Raw genomic sequence first — 23,975 nt, forward strand, 5'->3', positions numbered from 1 at the left:
TGTCATTCACATATATAGCCCTAACGGGTGTGTGGATGGGTAGGGGAGCGTCGTGTGCCGGGTGAAGCAGCCGTGGAAACGAGTTGTGGACGGTTCACGAGTGAGAATGCAGGCATGAGTAGCGATACACACGTGGGAAACGTGTGCGCCGATTGACTAAGGGTTCCTGGGTCAAGCTGATCTGCCCAGGGTAAGTCGGGACCTAAGGCGAGGCCGACAGGCGTAGTCGATGGACAACCGGTTGATATTCCGGTACCCGCTTTGAAACGCCCAATATCGAATCAGGCGATGCTAAGTCCGTGAAGCCGTTCTGGATCCTTCGGGTGAAGGAAAGTGGTGGAGCCGACGACCCAGACTTGTAGTAGGTAAGCGATGGGGTGACGCAGGAAGGTAGTCCAGCCCGGGCGGTGGTAGTCCCGGGGTAAGGGTGTAGGCCGTGTGATAGGCAAATCCGTCACACGTTGAGGCTGAGACCTGATGCCGAGCCGATTGTGGTGAAGTGGATGATCCTATGCTGTCGAGAAAAGCCTCTAGCGAGTTTCATGGCGGCCCGTACCCTAAACCGACTCAGGTGGTCAGGTAGAGAATACCGAGGCGTTCGGGTGAACTATGGTTAAGGAACTCGGCAAAATGCCCCCGTAACTTCGGGAGAAGGGGGGCCATGTCCGGTGATCACTCTTGCAGTGTGAGCTGGGTGTGGCCGCAGAGACCAGCGAGAAGCGACTGTTTACTAAAAACACAGGTCCGTGCGAAGCCGTAAGGCGATGTATACGGACTGACGCCTGCCCGGTGCTGGAACGTTAAGGGGACCGGTTAGCGCATCTTCGGGTGTGCGAAGCTGAGAACTTAAGCGCCAGTAAACGGCGGTGGTAACTATAACCATCCTAAGGTAGCGAAATTCCTTGTCGGGTAAGTTCCGACCTGCACGAATGGCGTAACGACTTCTCGACTGTCTCAACCATAGGCCCGGTGAAATTGCACTACGAGTAAAGATGCTCGTTTCGCGCAGCAGGACGGAAAGACCCCGGGACCTTTACTATAGCTTGATATTGGTGTTCGGTTCGGCTTGTGTAGGATAGGTGGGAGACTGTGAAGCATGCACGCCAGTGTGTGTGGAGTCGTTGTTGAAATACCACTCTGGTCGTGCTGGATGTCTAACCTGGGTCCGTGATCCGGATCAGGGACAGTGTCTGGTGGGTAGTTTAACTGGGGCGGTTGCCTCCTAAAGGGTAACGGAGGCGCCCAAAGGTTCCCTCAGCCTGGTTGGCAATCAGGTGTTGAGTGTAAGTGCACAAGGGAGCTTGACTGTGAGACCGACGGGTCGAGCAGGGACGAAAGTCGGGACTAGTGATCCGGCGGTGGCTTGTGGAAGCGCCGTCGCTCAACGGATAAAAGGTACCCCGGGGATAACAGGCTGATCTTCCCCAAGAGTCCATATCGACGGGATGGTTTGGCACCTCGATGTCGGCTCGTCGCATCCTGGGGCTGGAGTCGGTCCCAAGGGTTGGGCTGTTCGCCCATTAAAGCGGTACGCGAGCTGGGTTTAGAACGTCGTGAGACAGTTCGGTCCCTATCCGCTGCGCGCGTAGGAGTCTTGAGAAGGGCTGTCCCTAGTACGAGAGGACCGGGACGGACGAACCTCTGGTGTGCCAGTTGTTCTGCCAAGGGCATGGCTGGTTGGCTACGTTCGGGAGGGATAACCGCTGAAAGCATCTAAGCGGGAAGCCTGCTTCGAGATGAGGACTCCCACCCACTTGATGGGGTAAGGCTCCCAGTAGACGACTGGGTTGATAGGCCAGGTGTGGAAGACCGGTAACGGTTGGAGCTGACTGGTACTAATAGGCCGAGGGCTTGTCCTCAGTTGCTCGCGTCCACTGTGTAGGTTCTGAAGTAACGACCCGTGTGAACATCCGGTTCGATATCTTCATAGTGTTTCGGTGGTCATAGCGTTAGGGAAACGCCCGGTTACATTCCGAACCCGGAAGCTAAGCCTTTCAGCGCCGATGGTACTGCATGGGGGACCGTGTGGGAGAGTAGGACGCCGCCGAACTAATGTTGAAGAAAGCCCTGACGGGGAACTCCGGTTCCCTGTCAGGGCTTTCTTGCGTTTACCCGCACCCTCACCGCACCCCACCGCACGTCCACGGTCTGTCTGCGGGTAAGGTCATGGGGTATCGTCGGTACATTTCCCCACAGGAGGCCCCCGGGTGGAGGTCCAGGAGACGCGAGTCCAGACCGACCGTGTCCTCACCATCCCGAACATCCTCAGCATGGCGCGCCTGGTCGGCGTACCGCTGTTCCTGTGGCTGATTCTTCAGAAGCACGACGGATGGGCGCTGTTGGTCCTGGCACTGAGCGGTGTCAGCGACTACCTCGACGGCAAGCTCGCCCGGCGCTGGAATCAGATCAGCAGCCTCGGCCGGCTGCTCGATCCGGCTGCGGACCGGCTCTACATCCTTTCCACGCTCTTCGGCCTGACCTGGCGTGACATCCTCCCGTTGTGGCTGACGCTGGCCCTGCTCGCGCGTGAGGCGATGCTGCTGGTCATGGTGTGGATCCTGAGGCGCCACGGCTACCCGCCGCCTCAGGTGAACTTCCTCGGCAAGGCTGCGACCTTCAACTTGATGTACGCCTTCCCGTTGCTGCTTCTCAGTGACGGGCACGGCTGGTTGTCGTCGCTCGCCGCGGTTTTCGGATGGGCGTTCGCCGGATGGGGTACAACCCTCTATTGGTGGGCAGGGATCCTCTATGTGGTGCAGGTCCGCCGGCTTGTCAGGGCGGACGCCACGGCCGACTGACCTGGCGGCTCTGGAGCCGGGCCCCCTCGGGTGCGAAGTCGGCAAGACCGTCGTCTCTCAAGGAGGACGCTTCCGACATGAAGGCCGTCGTGATGGCCGGCGGCGAAGGGACTCGCCTTCGCCCCATGACCTCGAGCATGCCCAAGCCGCTCCTGCCGGTGGCCAATCGGCCGATCATGGAGCATGTGCTGCGCCTGCTCAAACGGCACGGGCTCACCGAGACCGTGGTGACCGTGCAGTTCCTCGCCTCCCTCGTCAAGAACTATTTCGGCGACGGCGAGGAGCTGGGCATGGAGCTCACCTACGCCAACGAGGAAAAGCCACTCGGCACGGCAGGCAGCGTCAAGAACGCCGAAGAGGCGCTCAGGGACGATGCCTTCCTGGTCATCTCGGGAGACGCCCTCACCGATTTCGACCTGACCGACCTCATCCGTTTCCACAAGGAGAAGGGCGCCCTGGTCACCGTCTGTCTGACCCGGGTGCCCAATCCGCTGGAATTCGGCATCACCATCGTCGACGAACAGGGCAAGGTCGAGCGCTTCCTGGAGAAGCCGACCTGGGGTCAGGTCTTCTCCGACACGGTCAATACCGGCATCTACGTCATGGAGCCGGAAGTCTTCGACTACGTCCGGGCCGATGTGTCCGTGGACTGGTCCCAGGACGTCTTCCCGCAGCTGATGAAGGAAGGCAAGCCGATCTACGGCTATGTCGCCGAGGGCTACTGGGAGGACGTCGGCACGCACGAGAGCTACGTCAAGGCCCAGGCCGACGTCCTGGAGGGCAAGGTCGACGTCGATCTCGACGGGTTCGAGATCTCGCCGGGCGTCTGGATCGCGGAGGGTGCGGAGGTGCACTCGGACGCGGTGCTCCGCGGCCCCCTCTACATCGGCGACTACGCCAAGGTGGAGGCCGGCGCCGAGATCCGGGAGCACACCGTCGTGGGCTCCAACGTGGTGGTGAAGAGCGGTGCCTTCCTCCACAAGGCCGTCGTCCACGACAACGTCTACATCGGGCAGCAGAGCAATCTGCGTGGCTGTGTCATCGGCAAGAACACCGACATCATGCGTGCTGCCCGCATCGAGGACGGAGCCGTCATCGGGGACGAGTGCCTGGTCGGTGAGGAATCGATTATCCAGGGCAATGTCCGGGTCTATCCCTTCAAGACCATCGAGGCCGGCGCGTTCGTCAACACCTCGGTCATCTGGGAGTCCCGGGGCCAGGCCCACCTGTTCGGCGCGCGCGGGGTCTCCGGCATCCTCAATGTGGAGATCACCCCGGAGCTCGCGGTGCGCCTTGCCGGTGCGTACGCCACGACGCTCAAGAAGGGCTCGACGGTCACCACCGCCCGTGACCACTCGCGGGGTGCGAGGGCGCTCAAGCGCGCGGTCATCTCGGCGCTGCAGGCCAGTGCCATAGACGTGCGGGACCTGGAGAACGTCCCCCTGCCCGTGGCGCGCGAGCAGACCGCGCGGGGCAGTGCCGGCGGCATCATGATCCGTACCTCGCCGGGCGTTCCGGACTCGGTGGACATCATGTTCTTCGACGAGCGTGGGGCCGATCTCTCCCAGGGCGGGCAGCGCAAGCTGGACCGGGTCTACGCCCGCCAGGAGTACCGGCGGGCCTTCCCCGGCGAGATCGGCGACCTGTCCTTCCCGTCCAGCGTCTACGACTCGTACACGGGATCCCTGCTGCGCTCCGTGGACACCAGCGGGGTGGCCGAGGCCGGGCTGAAGGTCGTCGTGGACGCCTCCAACGGCAGTGCGGGGCTCGTCCTGCCCAGTCTGCTGGGGCGGTTGGGCGTGGACGCCCTCACCATCAACCCCGGGCTCGACGAGGCCCGCCCGACGGAGACCGCGGACGCCCGGCGTTCGGGGCTGGTGCGGCTCGGCGAGATCGTCGCGTCGGCGCGGGCGGCCTTCGGGGTGCGGTTCGATCCGGTGGGGGAGCGCATCTCGCTGGTGGACGAGCGCGGGCGGATCGTCGAGGACGACCGGGCCCTGCTGGTCCTGCTGGACCTGGTCGCCGCCGAGCGGCGCAGCGGGCGGGTGGCGCTTCCGGTGACCACGACCCGGGTTGCGGAGCAGGTGGCCGCGTACCACGGCACACAGGTGGAGTGGACGACGACCTCGCCCGACGACCTGACCCGCGTGGGCCGTCAGGAGTCGACCATCTTCGGCGGCGACGGGCGCGGCGGCTTCATCGTCCCGGAGTTCAGCAGTGTCTTCGACGGCACGGCGGCCTTCGTGCGCCTGATCGGCATGGTGGCCCGGACGCAGCTCACGCTGAGCCAGATCGACGCCCGCATTCCCCGGGCGCATGTGCTGCGCCGGGACCTGGCGACGCCGTGGGCGGTCAAGGGGCTGGTCATGCGGCATGTGGTGGAGGCCGCGGGGGATCGTTTCGTCGACACCACGGACGGGGTGCGGGTGGTCGAGGCGGACGGGCGCTGGGTGTTGGTGCTGCCCGACCCGGCGGAGGCCGTGACCCATCTGTGGGCGGAGGGCCCCGACGACGCCTCCGCGCAGGCGCTGCTCGACGAGTGGTCGGCGGTGGTGGACGGCGCCGGGCGCTGAGCTCCCGGGGGCGTGGTCTCCTCGGTCCGGATCCGGCACGCCGGTGGGGCCATTGGGAGACGGCGCCCCCGACGTGCGACGATGTGCGGCATGTCGCAGCAGCCCCCCGTTCGGAGCACGTCGTCGCCGCCTCCGCGCCCCGACGCGTCGATGTCGCTGCTGACCAATGTGATGGACCACAGCCTCGACGACGGCTATGCCGAGGCGGCCGCCCGGCGCGCGGAGGGCGGCAAGGGTCTTCCGAGCACGCTGCGGGCGAAGTTGGGGGTCGGTGCGGCTCTGCTGCTCGCCGCGGTGGTGGTGACGATCGGAGCCGCGCAGGCGCGGATATCGGCACCGACGCTGGCCAAGGAGCGCCAGCAGCTCATCGACCGGATCGACGCCGAGACCTCGGCGGCCGACACGTTGCAGAAGAACGTGGACACCCTGCGCGACAGCGTCGGTGCCAAGCAGCGCGAGGCCCTGGAGAAACACGGCGGGGACCAGGCGGAGTTGGTGTCCCTGCTCGCTGGCGCCACGGCGGTGAAGGGGCCCGGGGTCAAACTGGTCGTCGACGACGCGAAACAGACCACGACGGGCGGCGGCAACCCCCGGGAGAACCAGGGCTTCTCGGACACGGGCCGGGTGCGCGACCGTGACATGCAGCGCATCGTCAACGGCCTGTGGCAGTCCGGCGCCGAGGCGATCGCGGTCAACGGCCAGCGGTTGACGGCGCTGTCGGCCATCAGGGCCGCCGGTGACGCCATACTGGTCGACAACAGGCCGCTGGTGCCGCCGTACACGGTGCTGGCGATCGGGGACGGGCAGAAGCTGAGCACTGCGTTCCAGGACAGTGCCGACGGTCAGTACCTGCATGTTCTGCAGCAGAACTACGGCATCAGAGCCAGCATCTCCGCTCAGGACGAGGTCCGGCTGCCGGCCGCGCCGAGCCTGATCGTACGTACCGCAAAGCCGCAGAACACAGGGAAGGGCAAGGGCACATCGTGATCGCCGTATTGGGCCTCATCGTGGGAGTCGTGGTCGGACTGGTGGTCCGCCCCGTGGTTCCGACGGCGGTCGAGCCCTATCTGCCCATCGCCGTCGTGGCGGCGCTCGACGCGGTCTTCGGCGGCCTCCGGGCGATGCTGGACGGAATCTTCGACGACAAGGTCTTCGTCGTCTCCTTCCTGTCCAACGTGGTCGTGGCCGCGCTCATCGTCTTCCTGGGCGACAAGCTCGGCGTGGGTGCACAGCTGTCCACCGGTGTCGTGGTCGTCCTGGGCATCCGCATCTTCTCCAACGCGGCCGCCATCCGGCGGCACGTCTTCCGGGCGTGAGACCGATGAGCACGGACGACACGCCGGAGAAGCCCGAGCCCGCCGAGGAGCCGAAGAAGCCCGAGGCGCAGGCTCCCGAGCCCGCCCCTGAGGCTGCGCCCGAGCCCGCCCCCGAGCCCGGTTCCGGCCCCCGGCAGGAGCCGGGAGCGGAGCCGGAAGCCGGGGCTCCGGCCGAGCCGTTGACGGGGCGTCAACGGCTCGCGAAGGGCCTGTGGCCGCCGCGGTTCACCCGCGCCCAGCTCACCGTCGCCCTGCTGCTGTGCGTCCTGGGGCTCGGCCTGGCCATCCAGGTCCGTACGACGAGCGACAACAGCGCGTTGCGCGGGGCGCGGCAGGAGGACCTGGTGCGGATCCTGGACGAACTGGACAGCCGCACCAAGCGGCTGGAGGACGAGAAGCGGAAGCTGGAGAGCCAGAAGGCGGAGCTGGAGAGCAGCTCCAACCAGGCCGCGGAGGCCCGCAAGCAGACCGAGCAGAAGGAGGACCAGCTCGGCGTGCTGGCCGGTACGGTGGCGGCCGAGGGGCCCGGCATCGAGCTCACGGTGAGCGACGCCAAGGGCGCGGTCGAGCCGGACAAGCTGCTCGACACGATCCAGGAACTGCGGGCCGCGGGTGCGGAGGCGATCCAGATCAACAACGTCCGGGTGGCTGCGAACACCTACTTCTCGGGATCCGCGGGGAAGGTGGAGATCGACGGAAAGAAGGTCTCGCAGCCCTATAAGTTCAAGGTCATCGGCAAGCCCCAGGATCTGGAGCCCGCACTGAACATCCCTGGCGGAGTGGTGCAGACGCTGGAGAAGGAGCAGGCCGGTGTCTCGGTCTCCCGGTCTGAGAAGATCGTTGTCGACGCCTTGCGCCCGGCGAAGCGGCCTGACTACGCTCGGTCGTCATCGCAGTGAGGCAGGCGAGGAGAGGGGCTCCGCGGGGAGGACGGGGGCTTGCGGGGGGTCGGCGCACCCGGTTCGGGGTGCGTGATGGAAACTGTCTGGTGATCTCGGACGTTGTCAGGTTGTCCGGGTCGGACGGTGTGTGCATCGAGGGTTTGTCCTGCCCCACGGGCGGGTCTGTTTCGGTCAAGGGGAATCGCCCGTGAAGTTGTTTGCGAAGTTGTTCGGCAAGAGCGCACGCCGGGACGGCGGCAGCGCCCGTCACCGCGCCTCGGGGCCGGTGGAAGGCAATCAGGGCGCCCAGGAGGGGCGTCCCCTGTTCCGGGACCAGGTGGGTGCTCCCGGCAGCGACATTCCGGGCGGACAGGGCGCGTCTTCTGTTGACCCTGCCGCTGCCGGACGCATAGGTTTCGGGGCACCAGCGACCTCAAGTGCGGGTGGAGGGTTTGCCTTGCCGGTCTGTACGAGGTGTGGCCACCGAAACGCCGAGGCCAGCCGGTTCTGTTCCAACTGCGGTGCGCCGCTGCGGCCCGGAGCCGTCGCGGAGCGCGCCTCGGAGACGACCTCGACCATCTCCATCTCCGGTCTCGAGGCGTACGACTCCGAGGTGACCGGGCAGACGCAGATCCCGATGCTCTCCCCGGAGGCACAGGCAGCCGTCGAGGCCCTGCCGCTGGGCTCGGCGCTGCTGGTGGTCCGCCGCGGTCCCAACTCCGGCAGCCGCTTCCTGCTGGACGGCGAGGTCACCACGGCCGGCCGGCACCCGCAGAGCGACATCTTCCTGGACGACGTGACCGTCTCGCGCCGTCACGTGGAGTTCCGTCGCCGGCAGGACGGCTCGTTCACGGTCGCGGACGTCGGCAGCCTCAACGGCACCTACGTCAACCGGGAGCGCATCGACGAGATCGCGCTGACGAACGGCGACGAGGTCCAGATCGGCAAGTACCGCCTGGTCTTCTACGCCAGCCAGCAGGCGGCGGGGATCTGACCCTCGAGGGAGGGCCATGCTTCGGACACCGTCGGGCGGTACCGGATCCTCCGGTACCGCTGGTGCGGAAGGCCGGCTGTTGAGCATCGGAGCGGTGCTCAACGTGCTGCGCGAGGAATTCCCCGAGGTCACCATCTCCAAGATCCGTTTCCTGGAGGCGGAGGGCCTGGTCGAGCCGCAGCGCACGCCGTCCGGCTACCGCAAGTTCAGCACGGCGGACGTGGAGCGGCTCGGACAGGTGCTGCGGATGCAGCGCGACCACTACCTCCCGCTCAAGGTCATCCGGGAGCAGCTGGACGCCCCGGACCGGAGCGGGCCCGCGCAGCCCGGCGGTGCCCAGGGCCTGGCGGAGGATTTCGCCGGCGAGGAGGCCGCGCCTCCGGCGCAGGTGCGGATCGGCCGCGAGGAGCTGCTGGCCGCGGCCGGGGCGACCGACGGGGAACTGGCCGAGTGGGAGTCCTACGGCCTGGTCGTCGCCCACCCGGACGGTGGATTCGACGCCGATTCCGTGGCCGTCGCCCGGCTCGTGGCGGATCTGGGCCGGTTCGGCCTGGAGCCACGGCACCTGCGTGCCGTCAAGGCCGCCGCGGATCGCGAGGCCGGTCTGGTCGAACAAGTGGTCGCCCCACTGCGCAGGCACCGCAATCCGCAGACCAGGGCCCATGCCGAAGCCACCGCCCGGGAGCTGGCCGGCCTGTCCGTACGGCTCCACGCGGCCCTCGTCCGCAGCGCCCTGCACCTGCGGGAGCGGTGACGGCGAGTGCCCGACTACCCAAACCTGCCGGGCACGGCCTAGGGTTGCTGTGTGAACGAGCTCGATGTCGTGGGTGTCCGGGTGGAAATGCCCTCCAACCAGCCGATCGTGCTCCTGCGTGAAGTGGGAGGCGACCGCTACCTCCCGATCTGGATCGGACCGGGGGAGGCGACGGCGATCGCCTTCGCCCAGCAGGGCATGGCTCCTGCCCGCCCGCTGACCCACGATCTCTTCAAGGACGTGCTGGACGCGGTCGGACAGCAGCTCTCGGAGGTCCGCATCACGGACCTGCGCGAGGGGGTGTTCTACGCGGAGCTCGTCTTCGCCAGCGGCGTGGAGGTCAGCGCCCGGCCGTCCGACGCCATAGCGCTCGCGCTGCGCACCGGGACGCCGATCTACGGCAGCGACGGGGTGCTCGACGACGCGGGCATCGCGATCCCGGACGAGCAGGAGGACGAGGTGGAGAAGTTCCGCGAGTTCCTCGACCAGATCTCGCCGGAGGACTTCGGCACCAACAGCCAGTGAGGCGGTGCGCGCGGGTCGCCGCGGCGCATTCGAGTAGCTTTTCCCGCTACACGGACACGTAAAACCACTCTCAGGGTGATTATCACTCGGCGTGCCGAGTGTGGCGATCGTTGACGCACCCCGAGCGACTGCCTACCGTCGAGAAGGCAGGTCAAGGACGGAGGTCGGCGTGAGAAGCACGGGCGACGGTACAGCGGTCGGCAGTCCGTATCCGCTGCACGGGGGAACGGTCGAACCGGTGCCCCGTCATCCCGCCGCGATGGCGGTCACCACTCCGCGGGGGCGGGATTCGGACGGCTCGGTGCCCTCGGGCGGCACGGAGAACATCGGCTACCGGGGGCCGACGGCGTGCGCCGCCGCCGGCATCACCTATCGGCAGCTCGACTACTGGGCGCGCACCGGGCTCGTCGAGCCCAGCGTGCGGCCCGCGTACGGGTCGGGCAGCCAGCGGCTCTACAGCTTCCGGGACGTCGTCGTCCTGAAGATCGTCAAACGGCTCCTGGACACCGGGGTGTCCCTGCAGAACATCCGCACCGCCGTCCAGCACCTGCGCACGCGCGGGATGGCCGACCTGGCGCAGATGACGCTGATGAGCGACGGCGCCACGGTGTACGAGTGCACCTCGCCCGACGAGGTCGTCGACCTCCTCCAGGGCGGCCAGGGCGTCTTCGGGATCGCCGTGGGCGTCGTCTGGCGCGACGTGGAGAGCGCGCTCGCGAAGCTGCACGGGGAGCGCGTGGACACCGGCGAGACGCTCGCGGGCCACAACCCCGCCGACGAGCTGGCACGCCGCCGCAACCGGGCCGGCTGACCGGCAGCCCGGCGGGGCTCCGCCACGGGCCGGCGCGATTGTCAGTGGGGTGCGGCAGCATCGTGCTGTGAGACGAGCGCCGACGATCCTGCACCTGGACATGGACGCCTTCTACGCCTCGGCGGAGCAGGCGTCCAAGCCCAGTCTGCGCGGCAAGCCCGTGGTGGTCGGCGGCATCGGCCCCCGCGGGGTGGTGGCCACGGCCTCGTACGAGGCACGGGTCTTCGGGGTCCACTCGGCGATGGCGACGGCCCAGGCCCGCAGACTCTGCCCGAACGCCGCCTACCTCACCCCGCGGTTCACCCTGTACCGGCAGGTCAGCGAGGTGGTCATGGGGCTGCTGCGAGAGTTGTCGCCGCTGGTGGAGCCGCTGAGTCTGGACGAGGCCTTCGTGGACCTGGAGGCGGGCGGAGTGGAGCCCTCCTCGGCCGCCGCGCGGGCCGTGGGCGAGCGGCTGCGCCGTGACATCAGGGCGGCCACGGGGCTCAGCGGGTCGGTGGGGCTCGCCGGGTCCAAGATGATGGCGAAGATCGCCTCCGAGCAGGCGAAGCCCGACGGCCTGGTGTGCATAGAGCCCGGCACCGAGCAGGAGATCCTGGGCCCGATGTCGGTGCGCGCCATTCCGGGCGTCGGCCCCGCCACTGCCGAAACGTTGCGCCGCGCCGGGATCACCACGGTGGCCGAGATCGCCGAGGCCGGTGAGGACGAGCTGGTGAGGCTGCTGGGCAAGGCCCACGGCAGCGGGCTGTACGTGCTGGCCACCGGCGGCGACGAGCGGCCCGTCGTCGCGGAGCGGGACGCCAAGTCGGTGTCCGTGGAGGACACCTTCGCCGAGGACCTCACCGACCGCACCCGGGTGCAGCTGGAGCTCGCCCGCCTCGCCGACCGCTGCGTGCGGCGGCTGCGCGGCGCCGGCCGCAGCGGGCGCACCGTGGTCATCAAGGTGCGGCGCTACGACTTCTCGACCCTCACCCGCTCGGAGACGCTGCGCGGGCCGACGGACGATCCCGTGGTCGTGCGGGAGGCGGCCGCCCGGCTGCTGGACGGGGTGGACACCACGGCCGGGGTGCGGCTGCTGGGGGTCGGTGTCTCCGGGCTCGCGGACTACACCCAGGAGGACCTCTTCGCCCAGGCGGCCGGCGGCACGGCCGAGGGCGGGGAGGCGCCGGAGCGGGAGCAGGAGGAGGCCGCGGAGGAGACGGCACGGCCCCGCCAGTGGCTGCCGGGGCTGGACGTGCGGCACGCGGAGTTCGGGGCCGGCTGGGTCCAGGGCAGCGGCGTCGGCCGGGTCACGGTCCGCTTCGAGGAGCCCTGGTCCGAAGAGCCCGGCAGGGTGCGCACGTTCGCGGTCGACGACCCGGCGCTGGAGCACGCCGATCCGCTGCCGCTCGTCCGGCCCGCGGAGGATCAGCCGCCGGACGCGCCGGAGGCGCCGTCGTCCGGGGGGATGGCGAGCCCGTAGTGCCGGTAGAGCCGCAGTTCCTGCTCGGGGGAGAGGTGGCGGCCGGCGCCGATGTCCGGGGCGTTCCTGATCAGGGCCCGCTCGTAGGGGACGTGCAGTCCCTCGCCGTCGGCCCGGCTCGGCCGCAGCGGCACCAGGGCGTCGCGGCTGAACAGCCCGGTGCGCACGGCGGCCCACTCCGGCTCGCCGGTCGCGTCGTCGAGGTACACCTCGTCCACCGTGCCGATCCGCATGCCGTCGCGGTCGAAGGCCTTGCGGCCGATCAGGCTCCGGGGGTCGACGTCCGTCTGCACGGCCTTCCTCCTGTTTCCTCCCGCCTGGCGCACCTGCCACCAACCAAAAGCCACAAAGCGGGAAGCGGCCACTTGGGCGCTCCCGTGGGCAAATTCTCGCTGGTAGGCTGGCCAGTGGCCGCAGACCCTGTGCGGGAGAGTCCTCCGATGCCCCCAGGGGCGGTCCCGGAGGCGCCGAAGGAGCAAATCCTCCCCGGAATCTCTCAGGCACCCCGTACCGCACGGACGAGGCCACTCTGGAAAGCAGGGCGGGTCCGGTCCGGCAGTACTCCGAGCCCTTCCTCACCGACGGTGAAAGCCGGGTACTGCACCGCCCGGTGAAGCTCTCAGGTTGCGATGACAGAGGGGGAGGCCGTCCGGGTACCCGCGCCGTGGTACCCCTCGCAGGTCGCAATGACCAGGAGGCCTCCGCAGATGACCGCCCACCGCATCTCCCTCTCCGACCTGGAGCGCGGCACTCCCTTCGAGGACCGCCACATAGGGCCCGACTCCGGGGCGCGGGCCAAGATGCTCGCCCAGGTCGGCTTCGGCTCCCTCGACGAGCTCACCGCCGCCGCCGTGCCGGAAGTGATCAAGAGCGCCGCGGCGCTGGGCCTCCCGGCCGCCCGCACCGAGCCCGAGGTCCTCGCCGAGCTGCGCTCGCTCGCGAGCCGCAACCAGGTGCTCGCCCCCATGATCGGCCTCGGCTACCACGGCACGTTCACCCCGCCGGTGATCCTGCGCAACGTCATGGAGAACCCCGCCTGGTACACGGCCTACACGCCGTACCAGCCGGAGATCTCCCAGGGCCGGCTGGAGGCCCTGCTCAACTTCCAGACCGTCGTGGCCGAGCTGACCGGTCTGCCCACCTCCGGCGCCTCCCTGCTCGACGAGGGCACCGCGGCGGCCGAGGCCATGGCGCTGTCCCGGCGCATGGGCAAGGTCAAGGACGGGGTCTTCCTCGTCGACGCGGACGCCCTGCCGCAGACCGTCGCGGTGATCGAGACCCGTGCCGAGCCGACCGGTGTCGAGGTCGTCGTCGCGGACCTGTCGGCGGGCATCCCCGAGGAGATCGCCGGCCGCGGCGTCTTCGGCGTGCTGCTGCAGTACCCGGGCGCCTCGGGTGCCGTGAGAGACCTGCGCCCCGTCATCGAGCAGGCCCACGAGCTCGGCGCCGTCGTCACCGTCGCCGCCGACCTGCTCGCCCTGACCCTGCTCACCCCGCCCGGCGAGCTCGGCGCCGACATCGCCGTCGGCACCACCCAGCGCTTCGGCGTGCCCATGGGCTTCGGCGGCCCGCACGCCGGATACATGGCCGTCCGCGAGAAGTTCGCCCGCAGCCTCCCGGGCCGCCTGGTCGGCGTCTCCGTCGACGCCGACGGCAACAAGGCCTACCGCCTGGCCCTGCAGACCCGCGAGCAGCACATCCGCCGCGAGAAGGCCACCAGCAACATCTGCACCGCACAGGTGCTCCTGGCCGTCATGGCCGGCATGTACGCGGTCTACCACGGCCCCGAGGGCCTGGCCGCCATCGCGCGCCGCACCCACCGCTACGCCGTCCTCCTCGCCGAGGGCCTGCGGGCCGCGGGCGTCGAGGTCGTGCACGGCGCGTACTTCGACACCCTGACCGTGCGCGTCCCCGGCCGCGCCGCCGAGGTCGTCGGCGCCGCCCGCGAGCGCGGCGTCAACCTGCGCCTGACGGACGCCGACCACGTCGGCATCGCCTGCGACGAGACCACCACGCGGGCTCATCTGGCCTCCGTGTGGGCCGCGTTCGGCGTGGAGGCCGACATCGAGGCGCTCGACGCGGCCACCGCGGACACCCTCCCCGAGGGCCTGCTGCGCGCCGACGAGTACCTCACGCACCCGGTCTTCCACCAGCACCGCTCCGAGACGGCGATGCTGCGCTACCTGCGCCGCCTCGCCGACCGCGACTACGCCCTGGACCGGGGCATGATCCCGCTCGGCTCCTGCACGATGAAGCTCAACGCCACCACCGAGATGGAGCCGGTCACCTGGCCCGAGTTCGGCGCGCTGCACCCCTTCGCGCCCGCCGAGCAGGCCGAGGGCTACCTCACGCTCATCACCGAGCTCGAGGAGCGGCTCGCCGAGGTCACCGGCTACGCCAAGGTGTCCCTCCAGCCCAACGCGGGCTCCCAGGGCGAGCTCGCGGGCCTGCTGGCCGTCCGCGCCTACCACCGCGCCAACGGCGACGCGCAGCGCACCGTCTGCCTCATCCCCTCCTCCGCGCACGGCACCAACGCGGCCAGCGCGGTGATGGCGGGCATGAAGGTCGTCGTGGTGAAGACCGCCGACGACGGCGAGGTCGACGTCCAGGACCTGCACGCCAAGATCGAGCAGCACCGCGCCGAGCTGGCCGTGCTGATGATCACCTACCCGTCCACGCACGGCGTCTTCGAGGAGCACGTCGCGGACATCTGCGCGGCCGTGCACGAGGCCGGCGGCCAGGTGTACGTGGACGGGGCGAACCTCAACGCCCTGGTGGGCCTGGCCCGGCCGGGCGAGTTCGGCGGCGACGTCTCGCACCTGAACCTGCACAAGACCTTCTGCATCCCGCACGGCGGCGGCGGTCCGGGCGTCGGCCCGGTGGCCGTCCGCGCCCACCTCGCCCCCTACCTGCCCAACCACCCGCTGCAGCCCGCCGCCGGTCCGGCCACGGGCGTCGGACCGATCTCGGCCGCGCCCTGGGGCTCCGCCGGCATCCTGCCGATCTCCTGGGCGTACGTGCGGCTGATGGGCGCGGAGGGCCTCAAGCGCGCCACGCAGGTGGCCGTGCTGGGCGCCAACTACATCGCCAAGCGCCTGGAGCCGCACTACCCCGTGCTCTACACCGGCCCCGGCGGCCTGGTCGCGCACGAGTGCATCGTGGACCTGCGCCCGCTGACCAAGGCGACCGGGGTGAGCGTCGACGACGTGGCCAAGCGCCTGATCGACTACGGCTTCCACGCGCCGACCATGTCCTTCCCGGTGGCCGGCACGCTGATGATCGAGCCGACGGAGAGCGAGGACCTCGTCGAGCTGGACCGGTTCTGCGACGCCATGATCGAGATCCGTGCCGAGATCGAGAAGGTCGGCTCGGGCGAGTGGGACAAGGACGACAACCCGCTGCGCAACGCCCCGCACACCGCGGCCTCGGTCACCGGTGCCTGGGAGCACTCGTACACCCGCGAGGAGGCGGCCTTCCCCGCCGGGGTGACGGCGGCCGACAAGTACTGGCCGCCGGTGCGCCGCGTGGACGGCGCGTACGGCGACCGCAACCTCGTCTGCTCCTGCCCGCCGCTCGACGCCTACGAGGGCTGAGCAACTCGGCGGTGCGGCGCGGCTGATGCGCGTCGGGGCCGGTTCGGCGATCTTCGCCGGGCCGGCCCCTTATGTGTCTCCGGGTGTCATATGCGGGTGCGATGGGTAGTGCTGCGCTAGGCAGCCGTCACCACGTGGTCGGCGCCGAGCGGCCGGTGCGGGGCGATGATCTGCCCGTCCGGCAGCAGCTCACCGGTGTCCTCGAAGCAGAGGACGCCGTTGCACAGCAGGCTCCAGCCCTGTTCCGGGAAGTGCGCCACGAGCTGGGCGGCCTCCCGGTCGGCGGAGTCGGCTGACGGGCACGTGGGCTGGTGCTGGCACATGGCAGGGATCTTTCGCTGTGGTGTCGTGACTGTCCTGCGGCTCGATGCGGTGGTCATGCCGCCCCCCGTTGCATTCGTCGGTCGATCCCAGTGTTGCCCTGTGAGCGGAATTCCGCAGGCATTTCCCTGTGGTGCTCCTCACAGGATGAGGACGCGTCACCCGTGCGGGGGGTTGCGGCCAACAGGGCTGTCCCTTCGGGGGGTTCGCGATGGCCGCGGTGGGCTAGCCCGGTCGGGGGAGCACGGCGCAGTGCCCCGTGGCCCGTGGGCCCGCGGGGCACTTCTGCGGCGGATGCACCGGTCAGGCGGAGGTCTTCAGCAGCGGGGCCGGCGTGAGCCGCAGGGTGAGCACGGGCAGCAGGTCGGCGACGCGGTGCGGGTGGTGGGCGGCGATGCCGGGCGGGGCGGGGGCGAGGGGCACCAGCAGGTCGCCCGGGGCGAGCACGCCCGACGAGGCCTCGGCCGTGATGTCGCCGTGCAGCCAGAGGGTGAGCATGTAGAGCCCCGGAACGGACAGCAGCCTCGGCTGGTACGGCGAGGTCAGCTCCTCCGCCTGGTGCAGGGCCAGTTCGGTGGAGGCGAGGTAGGGGCCCTCGAAGAAGTGGGAGAACGCCCAGCCGTCCGGGGTGAGCATGGTCTCGGCCGCGGCGATCGCCCGTCCGCCGCCCCGGACCAGGAAGCGCCAGCCCGTCAGCCGGGACCGGGGCGCTCCGCCGCGGGGTGCGACCGGCTCCAGCACGTGGACGGGCAGCGGCAGTTCGGGGGTCAGGGCCGTCTGTGCGGACTTCAGCGACGGGGTGCGTGCCGCGCGGACGGCGGTCGGGGAACCGAGGGCCGCGCGGACACTGCGGAGGGCGGGCGCGGGGGCAGGGGGGACGTGCAGCGGCATGGGGGTCGCCTCTCGCTTCCGGAGACACTTCGGAGACACGCGGGGGTGCTGGGCAGGTGCGACGACGCTGTCGGAAGGGGTCAGAGGGGGGCCGGACCGACTTCCGGGGCGCCTGCTCTCTGCCTCACCCCGGAGTTTATACGACACGTGTTCACGCAGTGTTTCGGCTAGCTGTCCGCGGCATTTCCGGCAAGAGGAAATCAGGGCCTCTTTTCGGGGTGATTTCGGTGATTATGCCGCGATATCGCACCCATGGCCTCGGGCTTTTCCCGGGAAGCGGTCGGCCGGATCTCGTCGGTGTTTATCACCAGCGCATTGCCGGGCAACTGCCGACCACCCGTATGCCGACGGAATGTGCCGGAGTACGCATGGTGCAGAGCCTATCGGGTATCCGGCTCCGGCGAGGCGTTATCGATCGTCCCGCTGGGCATCATCGACCGTGACAAGGGCGGCGCCGTCGCGGGCGACCCGTTTGAGGAGGGACACTTGAATGGGTGAGAAGGTCGCGGCCGAGGGGTTCGGCCCCGCCGACCCGCAGCGCCACCGGGACAAGCTCCGGCAGTGCCTGGAAGCGTTGGCGAGACTGCTGGAGGAGAAGCGGTTCGACCGGCCCCGGAATCTCATGGGGCTGGAGATCGAGCTGAATCTCGCGGGCTCCGACGGCATGCCGAGCATGATGAATGCCGAGGTGCTCGAGCGGATCGCGAGCCGGGATTTCCAGACCGAACTCGGACAGTTCAACCTGGAAGTGAATATTGTGCCGCACCGGCTGTCCGGCCGGGTTCTCGATCAGCTTGCCGAGGAGCTGCGCACCGGCCTCGCCTATGCCGACCGCAGGGCCATGGAGCTCGATTCCGGAATCGTGATGATCGGTATTCTTCCGACGCTCACCCGCCGGCACGCGGTCTCCGCCAATCTTTCCGCGGCCGACCGGTACTCCCTGCTCAACGAGCAGATCCTGGCCGCCCGCGGCGAGTACTTCACCATCGACATCGACGGAGTCGAGCGGCTCACCTGCACGGCCGGGTCGATCGTCACCGAAGCCGCCTGCACCTCCGTGCAGTTGCACCTGCAGGTGACTCCCGGCCGGTTCGCCGCGGTGTGGAACGCGGCGCAGGCCGTCGCCGCCGCACAGATCGCCGTCGGCGCCAACTCCCCCTTCCTCTTCGGCCGGGAGCTGTGGCGCGAGTCGCGGCCGCCGCTGTTCGTCCAGTCCACCGACACCCGCCCGCCCGAGCTCCAGGCCCAGGGCGTGCGGCCGCGCACCTGGTTCGGCGAGCGCTGGATCGGCGACGCCTTCGAACTCTTCGAGGAGAACCTGCGCTTCTTCCCCCCGCTGCTGCCCATCTCCGACGACGAGGACCCGCTGCGGGTGCTGGACGAGGGCGGGGTGCCCCGGCTCTCGGAGCTCTCCCTGCACAACGGCACGGTCTACCGCTGGAACCGGCCGGTCTACGGGGTCGCCGACGGGGTCCCCCACCTCCGCGTGGAGAACCGGGTGCTGCCCGCGGGCCCCACCGTCACCGACGTCATCGCCAACGCGGCCTTCTACTACGGGGTGGTCAGGGGGCTGGCCGAGGAGCCGCGGCCGGTGTGGTCCCGGCTGCCGTTCGCCGTTGCCGGCGACAACTTCGACATGGCCTGCCGGCACGGCATCGACTCCGCGCTGCGCTGGCCGCGGGCGGGCCGTACCGGCACGCTCGCCCGTGTCCCGGCCGTCCGTCTGGTCCTCGACGAACTGCTGCCGCTGGCCGCGGCCGGCCTGGACGCCTGGGGCGTCGAGCCCGCCGACCGCGACCGCTACCTCGGCGTCATCGAGGAGCGCTGCCGGCGCCGGGTGAACGGCGCCTCCTGGCAGGCGGCCGCCTACCACCGGGCCCGGGAGCGCGGGCTGGACCGCGAGCAGGCCCTCGCCGTCACCACGCGCCGCTACTGCGAGCTGATGCGGACCGGCGAGCCCGTCCACACCTGGCCCGCGGGGACCGGGGACCAGGGCGTGTCCTGACCCCGCCGGTACGGACACGGAAGCCCCCCTGTCGTACGGCCCCCCGCGCGTCCGGCAAGCTGTGACGATCGTGGTGAGCAGCTGACGGCGGAGGCGGATGTGCGGCAGGACGCGAGGGACGGTGCGGGCGGCCGGCCGGAGGCCCTGTCCGGCCCGGGGCCGGACATCGTGCCGGGGCGGCGGACGCTGCGTACCGAGACGCTCCTGGTCCTGGCCCTGTCGCTGGGGGCCAGCGGGGTCTCGGCAGTGATCAGTTTCGTGGGTTCCGTCACCCGCCCCGGCGGGCTCGCGAACCAGGCCGTCACCCTCAACGCCTCGCACGCCCCCGGCCGCCCCTGGCTCGACCTGACCTGGCAGGTCTTCGGCATCGCCACGGCCCTCGTGCCGGTCCTCCTGGTGGCCCACCTGCTGCAGCGCGAGGGTGCCGACGGCCTGCGTGCCGTCGGCTTCGACCGCCGCCGTCCGGCGTCCGACCTGGGGCGCGGTGCGGCCGTCGCGGCCGTCGTCGGCGGGACGGGGCTGCTGTTCTACCTGGCCACCCGGGCTGCGGGGATCAACCTGACCGTGGTGCCCGAGGCGCTGCCGCACGTGTGGTGGAAGGTCCCGGTGCTGATCGCCTCGGCCGTGCAGAACGCGGTGCTCGAGGAGGTCGTGGTCGTCGGCTATCTGCTGCGCAGGCTGGGACAGTTGGGCTGGACGCCGGCCGCCGCGCTGGCGGCGAGCGCGGCGCTGCGCGGCTCGTACCACCTGTACCAGGGGATCGGCGGGATGGTCGGGAACATGGTGATGGGCGTGCTGTTCGTCCTGCTCTACCGGCGGTGGGGGCGGGTCGGGCCGCTGGTCGCCGCGCACGCGCTGATCGACACGGTGGCCTTCGTCGGTTACGCGCTGCTGGTGGGCAAGGTGGGCTGGCTGCCTCACCCCTGACCCGCCCCTCCGCAGGGGGCGTCAGACGAGCAGGTCGCCCTCGACGGTGGTGACGGCGTTGCCCGTCAGCAGCGTCCGTTCGCCGCGCAGCGTGGTGCGTACGAGGCCGCCGCGGCGGGAGGCCTGCAGGCCCGTCAGTTCGTCGCGGCCCAGGCGGGCGGACCAGAAGGGGGCCAGTGCGGTGTGTGCGCTGCCGGTGACGTGGTCCTCGTCGATGCCGACGTTGGGGAAGAAGCAGCGCGAGACGTAGTCGTAGCCGCGTGTGGGGTCCTCGGCCGGGGCGGTGGCGATGATGCCGCGACGCGAGTGCCGGCCGAGCGCCCGGAAGTCGGGGGCCAGGGCGCGTACGGACTTCTCGTCGGGCAGCTCGACCAGCAGGTCCCCGATGTGCTCGCTGGTGTCGTGGACGCCGAGCGGCTCGGCGCCGAGGGCGGCGGCCACGCCGTCGGGTACGGCGACCGGGGTGAGGCGTGAGGTCGGGAAATCCAGGGTGATCGAGCCGTCCTCGTGGGCGGTGGCGGCCAGGATGCCGCAGCGGGCCGCGAAGCGGACCGTGCCGGTGGCGGCGCCGGTGGTGTGCAGGACGTGTGCCGTGGCGAGCGTGGCGTGGCCGCACATGTCGACCTCGGCGGCGGGGGTGAACCAGCGCAGCGCCCAGTCGGCCTCGCCGCCGTCGGGGAGGCGGTGGGCGAAGGCGGTCTCGGGGTGGTTGACCTCGGCGGCGATCTGCTGGAGCCGGGTGTCGTCGGGGAAGGTCCCCGTGTCGAAGAGCAGGACCCCGGCCGGGTTGCCGGCGAAGGGGCGGTCGGTGAAGGCGTCGACGATTCGCATCCGCATGGCTGGAGCGTAGAAGGCCGGCAGGGCCGCAGGCCAAGGCCAATCCGCGAAATCTGGACCCGTTTGCGGGGCGCCCTCCGGGGGTCGGCGCGCGAAAGGGTGTTGTCATGCGATCGGTTCCGATATATCGTCGAAGCATCGCGAGAACATCGCGACAGATCAACGATGGAAGGAAGTGTAAGGATGCGTTCTCATCACGAGCACTGTGGACCCGGCCATCAGGGGCGGGGGGACTTCGGCGGACGGCGTGCCTTCGGGCCGTTCGGACCGCCCTTCGGGGGCCCGCCGTTCGGCGGCCGGGGGCGCGGCGGACCGGGCGGCAGGGCGCGGCGCGGGGACGTCCGCGCGTCGATCCTGGCGCTGCTCAAGGACCGGCCCATGCACGGTTACGAGATGATCCAGGAGATCGCCGAGCGCAGCGGGGGCACCTGGAAGCCGAGCCCCGGCTCGGTCTACCCCACGCTCCAGCTGCTGGAGGACGAGGGCCTGATCGTCAGTGAGAGCGAGGGCGGCAAGAAGCTGTTCACGCTCACCGAGCAGGGCCGCACCGAGGCGGACGCGGGGTCCCAGGCGCCCTGGGAAGAGGCCGGGCGCGGCGTCGACTGGGAGACGATGAAGGAGATCCGGCAGGCCGGCTACGGGCTGATGGAGGCCTTCGGCCAGGTCTGGCGGACGGGCAGTGCCGATCAGCGGCAGAAGGCCATGACCGTCATCAACGACGCACGCAAGAAGCTCTACCTGATCCTCGCCGACGAAGGCTGAGGGCCCGGGCGACGAACGGATGAGGGTGCCCCCGCGGACCGCCGCGGGGGCACCCTCTCGCCGTGTCCCGTTGACCGGGCGGCGGCACGCGGCCAGACTCCGGCAACCGCATCCGACAGAAACGGAGCGCCCGCCATGGCCTTGCGCATCCGCTGCAGACGCCGGAGACACCTCGCCGTCCCCTTGGCGGCCGTCGCCCTCTGCGCCGCGTCCGTCACCCTCGTACCGGCAGCGACCGGCGCACCCGAACCGCTCTACCGCAACGCCCGTGCGGCCACGGACGACCGCGTACGGGACCTGCTGCACCGGATGACGCTCGACGAGAAGATCGGCCAGCTGCAGCAGATCGCCGTGGACCGCCTGCAGGGCGACTGCCGGGGCGGCGGAGGGGAGTTGACGGAGAGCTGCATGAAGACCGTGCTGCAGGACTGCGCGGTCGGATCGGTGCTCTCGGGCGGCGGGATGGGGCCGCCGGTCAACACCCCTGCGGACTGGGCCCGCATGGTCGACGCCGTCCAGCGGTACGCAGTGGACCGCAGCCGGCTGCACGTGCCCGTCCTCTACGGCATCGACGCGGTCCACGGACACAACAACGTCCTCGGCGCCACCGTCTTCCCCCACCAGCTCAGCCTCGCGGCGGCCTGGGACCCGGGGCTCGTCCGCGACTCCGCCGCGGCGACCGCCCGTGCGGTCGCCGCGACGGGCATCGACTGGGACTTCGCCCCGGTCGCCGACGTGGCCCGCGACCGGCGCTGGGGGAGGTATTACGAGACCTACGGCGAGGACCCCCTCCTCGCCGGCACGCTCGCCGCCGCGAGCGTGCAGGGACTCCAGGGCGCCCGGGGCGCCAAACGGATCGCAGCCACCGTCAAGCACTTCGGCGGCTACTCCGTGCCTGCCAACGGGCACGACCGGGTCCCTGCCGACGTCTCCCTGCGCACGCTCCACGACACGTTGCTGCCGCCCTACCGCACCGCGGTCGGGGCGGGGGCGAGGACCGTGATGGTCAACTCCGGTGCGGTCAACGGCGTACCGGTCACCGCCTCCCGCTATCTGCTCACCACCGTGCTCCGGCAGCAGTGGGGATTCACCGGTGTGACCGTCTCGGACTGGCAGGACGTCCGGGCCCTCCGGGACCAGTACAAGGTGGCCGCGGACTACCCCCATGCCGTCGCACTCGCCGTCGGTGCAGGTGTCGACATGGCGATGGAGCCGTACGAAGCACGCGAGTTCAGTGACGCACTGCGCACGGCAGTGCAGAACGGTCTGGTCTCCCGGGCGCGCATCGACGAAGCGGCCGGACGCGTGCTCCGGCTCAAATTCGAGCTCGGTTTGTTCGAGCATCCTTTTGTCGACGTCTCGCGCGCAAACACCGAAGTTCTCGGCACCGGCAGGGAGACTGCCCGGCGCGCTGCCGCCGCCTCGCAGGTGCTGCTCCGGAACGAGAAGGACGTCCTGCCGTTCGGCCCGGCGGTCCGCAGGATCGTCGTCGCCGGTCCCTATGCGGACGACGTCGACGACCAGGCGGGCGGCTGGACCGTCGGCTGGCAGCGGGTGCCCGCCGGGGTGAAGCTGCCCGGCACCACGGTGCTCCGGGGCATCGAGGAAGCCGCGCCCGCCGGGACGCAGATCGTCCGCGCCGAGGACGACGCCGACGCCGTGGCGCAGGCCCGCACGGCCGACGCGTCCGTCGTCGTGGTCGGCGAGAGGGCGGGGGCCGAGGGCGGAGCCGACAGCCCGCGCCCCGAACTGTCGGCGGATCAGCAGGCATTGGTGAAGTCCCTCAAGGCGAGCGGCAGACCGGTCGTCGTCGTGGTGATCGCCGGGCGGCCGCCGACGCTGGGCGACGCCGACGGCACCGAGGGCCTGCTGATGTCCTGGCTGCCCGGCACCGAGGGCGGGCACGCGGTTGCCGACGTGCTGTTCGGCCGGGTGAACCCGGCCGGGCGGCTGCCGGTGTCCTGGCCCAGGAGGACCGGCAACGACCCGCTCTTCTACCAGCAGCTGCCCGGGACGAACTCGGGCGCCGAGTCCGCACATGACGTGGCCTACGACTTCGGCGCCGGGCTGTCCTACACGCGCTTCGCCTTCGACGGCATCAGTGCCGACGCGGCCTCGGTGCCGACGGGTGCGCCGGTGAGGGTGAGCGTGCAGGTGAGCAACACCGGAGCACGCGAGGGCGACTTGGTCGTCCCCGTGTACGTGTCCCGTCCGGTGAGCGACGTGCTCGCCCCGCCGCGCAGGCTTGCCGCCTTCGCCAGAGTGCACCTGAGGGCGGGGGAGCGGGCCACCGTGCGGCTCGCCGTCCCGGCCGCGGCGCTGGCGGTGACCCCGGGCGACATCGACGGTTCCGGACCGCCGCGCGTCGAGCGGGGCGCGTACGTGTTCACAGCCGGAGAGCGTGCGGTGACTGTGGACGTCACCTAGTCCGGTCGGCGCACATGTCCTCCTCAAGGAGGAGGGCCCGGGCATCCGTCCCCAACTGTCGTCGGATGCGCGAATGCTCCCCCTCGGGGATGACCGGA

The 23,975-nt window shown here is 70.1% G+C and carries 19 protein-coding genes, 2 rRNA genes and 1 riboswitch (1 of these 22 cut by a window edge); of the genes, 17 read left to right on the top strand and 4 right to left on the bottom strand.

All coding sequences use genetic code 11. From position 1 onward, the window contains the following. From ACMATS_RS32055 to ACMATS_RS32110, 12 genes are all read left to right on the top strand, one after another. Positions 1-1,859 (top strand): 23S ribosomal RNA (locus tag ACMATS_RS32055); it begins 1,266 nt to the left of the window's first position. A 74-nt stretch (positions 1,860-1,933) separates the two neighbouring features. Beyond that, positions 1,934-2,050, top strand: a 5S ribosomal RNA gene (rrf, locus tag ACMATS_RS32060). Positions 2,051-2,207: 157 nt separating this feature from the next. Beyond that, entirely contained in the window at positions 2,208-2,798 is a 591-nt protein-coding gene (locus ACMATS_RS32065) for a CDP-alcohol phosphatidyltransferase family protein (protein ID WP_390776137.1), read from the top strand. A 77-nt stretch (positions 2,799-2,875) separates the two neighbouring features. After that, positions 2,876-5,371, top strand: a complete 2,496-nt coding sequence (locus tag ACMATS_RS32070) for a mannose-1-phosphate guanyltransferase (RefSeq protein ID WP_336416952.1) — start codon at positions 2,876-2,878, stop codon at positions 5,369-5,371. Positions 5,372-5,461: 90 nt separating this feature from the next. Then, entirely contained in the window at positions 5,462-6,358 is an 897-nt protein-coding gene (locus ACMATS_RS32075) for a DUF881 domain-containing protein (RefSeq protein ID WP_390776135.1), read from the top strand. Then, the gene (locus tag ACMATS_RS32080; RefSeq protein ID WP_004947174.1) at positions 6,355-6,687 is read left to right on the top strand and encodes a small basic family protein; all 333 of its coding nucleotides are present in this window, start codon (positions 6,355-6,357) and stop codon (positions 6,685-6,687) included. Before ACMATS_RS32075 ends, ACMATS_RS32080 begins: the two co-directional genes overlap by 4 nt. A 5-nt stretch (positions 6,688-6,692) precedes the next feature. Next, a complete protein-coding gene (locus ACMATS_RS32085; protein WP_391156335.1) occupies positions 6,693-7,586 on the top strand; it encodes a DUF881 domain-containing protein in 894 nt (297 codons plus the stop codon). A 130-nt stretch (positions 7,587-7,716) separates the two neighbouring features. Further along, the gene (locus ACMATS_RS32090) at positions 7,717-8,562 is read left to right on the top strand and encodes an FHA domain-containing protein (protein WP_390776133.1); all 846 of its coding nucleotides are present in this window, start codon (positions 7,717-7,719) and stop codon (positions 8,560-8,562) included. 16 nt (positions 8,563-8,578) lie between these two features. Then, on the top strand, positions 8,579-9,316 hold the full coding sequence (locus tag ACMATS_RS32095) for a MerR family transcriptional regulator (RefSeq protein ID WP_414169859.1): 738 nt from the start codon (positions 8,579-8,581) through the stop codon (positions 9,314-9,316). Positions 9,317-9,367: 51 nt separating this feature from the next. Then, positions 9,368-9,841, top strand: coding sequence for a bifunctional nuclease family protein (locus ACMATS_RS32100; protein WP_045933737.1), 474 nt, complete (start codon positions 9,368-9,370; stop codon positions 9,839-9,841). Between the two features lie 169 nt (positions 9,842-10,010). Further along, positions 10,011-10,652, top strand: coding sequence for a MerR family transcriptional regulator (locus ACMATS_RS32105; RefSeq protein WP_390776131.1), 642 nt, complete (start codon positions 10,011-10,013; stop codon positions 10,650-10,652). Between the two features lie 67 nt (positions 10,653-10,719). Beyond that, positions 10,720-12,114: a DNA polymerase IV gene (locus ACMATS_RS32110; RefSeq protein ID WP_414169860.1), complete on the top strand. Its 1,395-nt coding sequence runs from the start codon at positions 10,720-10,722 to the stop codon at positions 12,112-12,114. On the opposite strand, the gene ACMATS_RS32115 is transcribed toward ACMATS_RS32110, so the two are convergent. Continuing rightward, positions 12,060-12,407, bottom strand: coding sequence for a PRC-barrel domain-containing protein (locus tag ACMATS_RS32115; protein ID WP_414169861.1), 348 nt, complete (start codon positions 12,405-12,407; stop codon positions 12,060-12,062). The two genes, ACMATS_RS32110 and ACMATS_RS32115, sit on opposite strands and share 55 nt — an antisense overlap. A 122-nt stretch (positions 12,408-12,529) precedes the next feature. Continuing rightward, positions 12,530-12,637, top strand: a riboswitch (glycine riboswitch). 184 nt (positions 12,638-12,821) lie between these two features. Between ACMATS_RS32115 and gcvP the strand changes: the two genes are divergently transcribed. Further along, entirely contained in the window at positions 12,822-15,707 is a 2,886-nt protein-coding gene (gcvP, locus tag ACMATS_RS32120; RefSeq protein WP_414169862.1) for an aminomethyl-transferring glycine dehydrogenase, read from the top strand. A gap of 116 nt (positions 15,708-15,823) precedes the next feature. On the opposite strand, the gene ACMATS_RS32125 is transcribed toward gcvP, so the two are convergent. Both ACMATS_RS32125 and ACMATS_RS32130 read right to left on the bottom strand, forming a co-directional pair. Beyond that, positions 15,824-16,030: a DUF5999 family protein gene (locus ACMATS_RS32125; protein WP_190076185.1), complete on the bottom strand. Its 207-nt coding sequence runs from the start codon at positions 16,028-16,030 to the stop codon at positions 15,824-15,826. A 301-nt stretch (positions 16,031-16,331) separates the two neighbouring features. Beyond that, entirely contained in the window at positions 16,332-16,919 is a 588-nt protein-coding gene (locus ACMATS_RS32130; RefSeq protein WP_390776127.1) for a hypothetical protein, read from the bottom strand. A gap of 490 nt (positions 16,920-17,409) precedes the next feature. On the opposite strand from ACMATS_RS32130, the gene ACMATS_RS32135 reads away from it, so the two are divergent. Both ACMATS_RS32135 and ACMATS_RS32140 read left to right on the top strand, forming a co-directional pair. After that, positions 17,410-18,924 carry a glutamate--cysteine ligase gene (locus ACMATS_RS32135; protein ID WP_414169863.1) on the top strand — a complete coding sequence of 505 codons (1,515 nt, stop codon included), beginning with the start codon at positions 17,410-17,412 and terminating at the stop codon, positions 18,922-18,924. A 144-nt stretch (positions 18,925-19,068) separates the two neighbouring features. Beyond that, positions 19,069-19,851 (top strand): CPBP family intramembrane glutamic endopeptidase, encoded by a 783-nt coding sequence (locus tag ACMATS_RS32140; RefSeq protein ID WP_414170834.1) that lies wholly within the window; start codon positions 19,069-19,071, stop codon positions 19,849-19,851. Between the two features lie 21 nt (positions 19,852-19,872). On the opposite strand, the gene ACMATS_RS32145 is transcribed toward ACMATS_RS32140, so the two are convergent. Next, positions 19,873-20,688 (bottom strand): PhzF family phenazine biosynthesis protein, encoded by an 816-nt coding sequence (locus tag ACMATS_RS32145; RefSeq protein ID WP_414169864.1) that lies wholly within the window; start codon positions 20,686-20,688, stop codon positions 19,873-19,875. Positions 20,689-20,871: 183 nt separating this feature from the next. Here ACMATS_RS32145 and ACMATS_RS32150 point away from each other — a divergent pair, with 183 nt between their 5' ends. Together ACMATS_RS32150 and ACMATS_RS32155 are read left to right on the top strand one after the other, a co-directional pair. Beyond that, the gene (locus ACMATS_RS32150) at positions 20,872-21,450 is read left to right on the top strand and encodes a PadR family transcriptional regulator (RefSeq protein WP_390776123.1); all 579 of its coding nucleotides are present in this window, start codon (positions 20,872-20,874) and stop codon (positions 21,448-21,450) included. 135 nt (positions 21,451-21,585) lie between these two features. Next, a complete protein-coding gene (locus ACMATS_RS32155) occupies positions 21,586-23,877 on the top strand; it encodes a glycoside hydrolase family 3 N-terminal domain-containing protein (protein WP_414169865.1) in 2,292 nt (763 codons plus the stop codon). Positions 23,878-23,975: the final 98 nt, after the last annotated feature.

The organism is Streptoverticillium reticulum (assembly GCF_047456005.1).
In the GTDB taxonomy this organism is placed as follows: domain Bacteria; phylum Actinomycetota; class Actinomycetes; order Streptomycetales; family Streptomycetaceae; genus Streptomyces; species Streptomyces reticulum.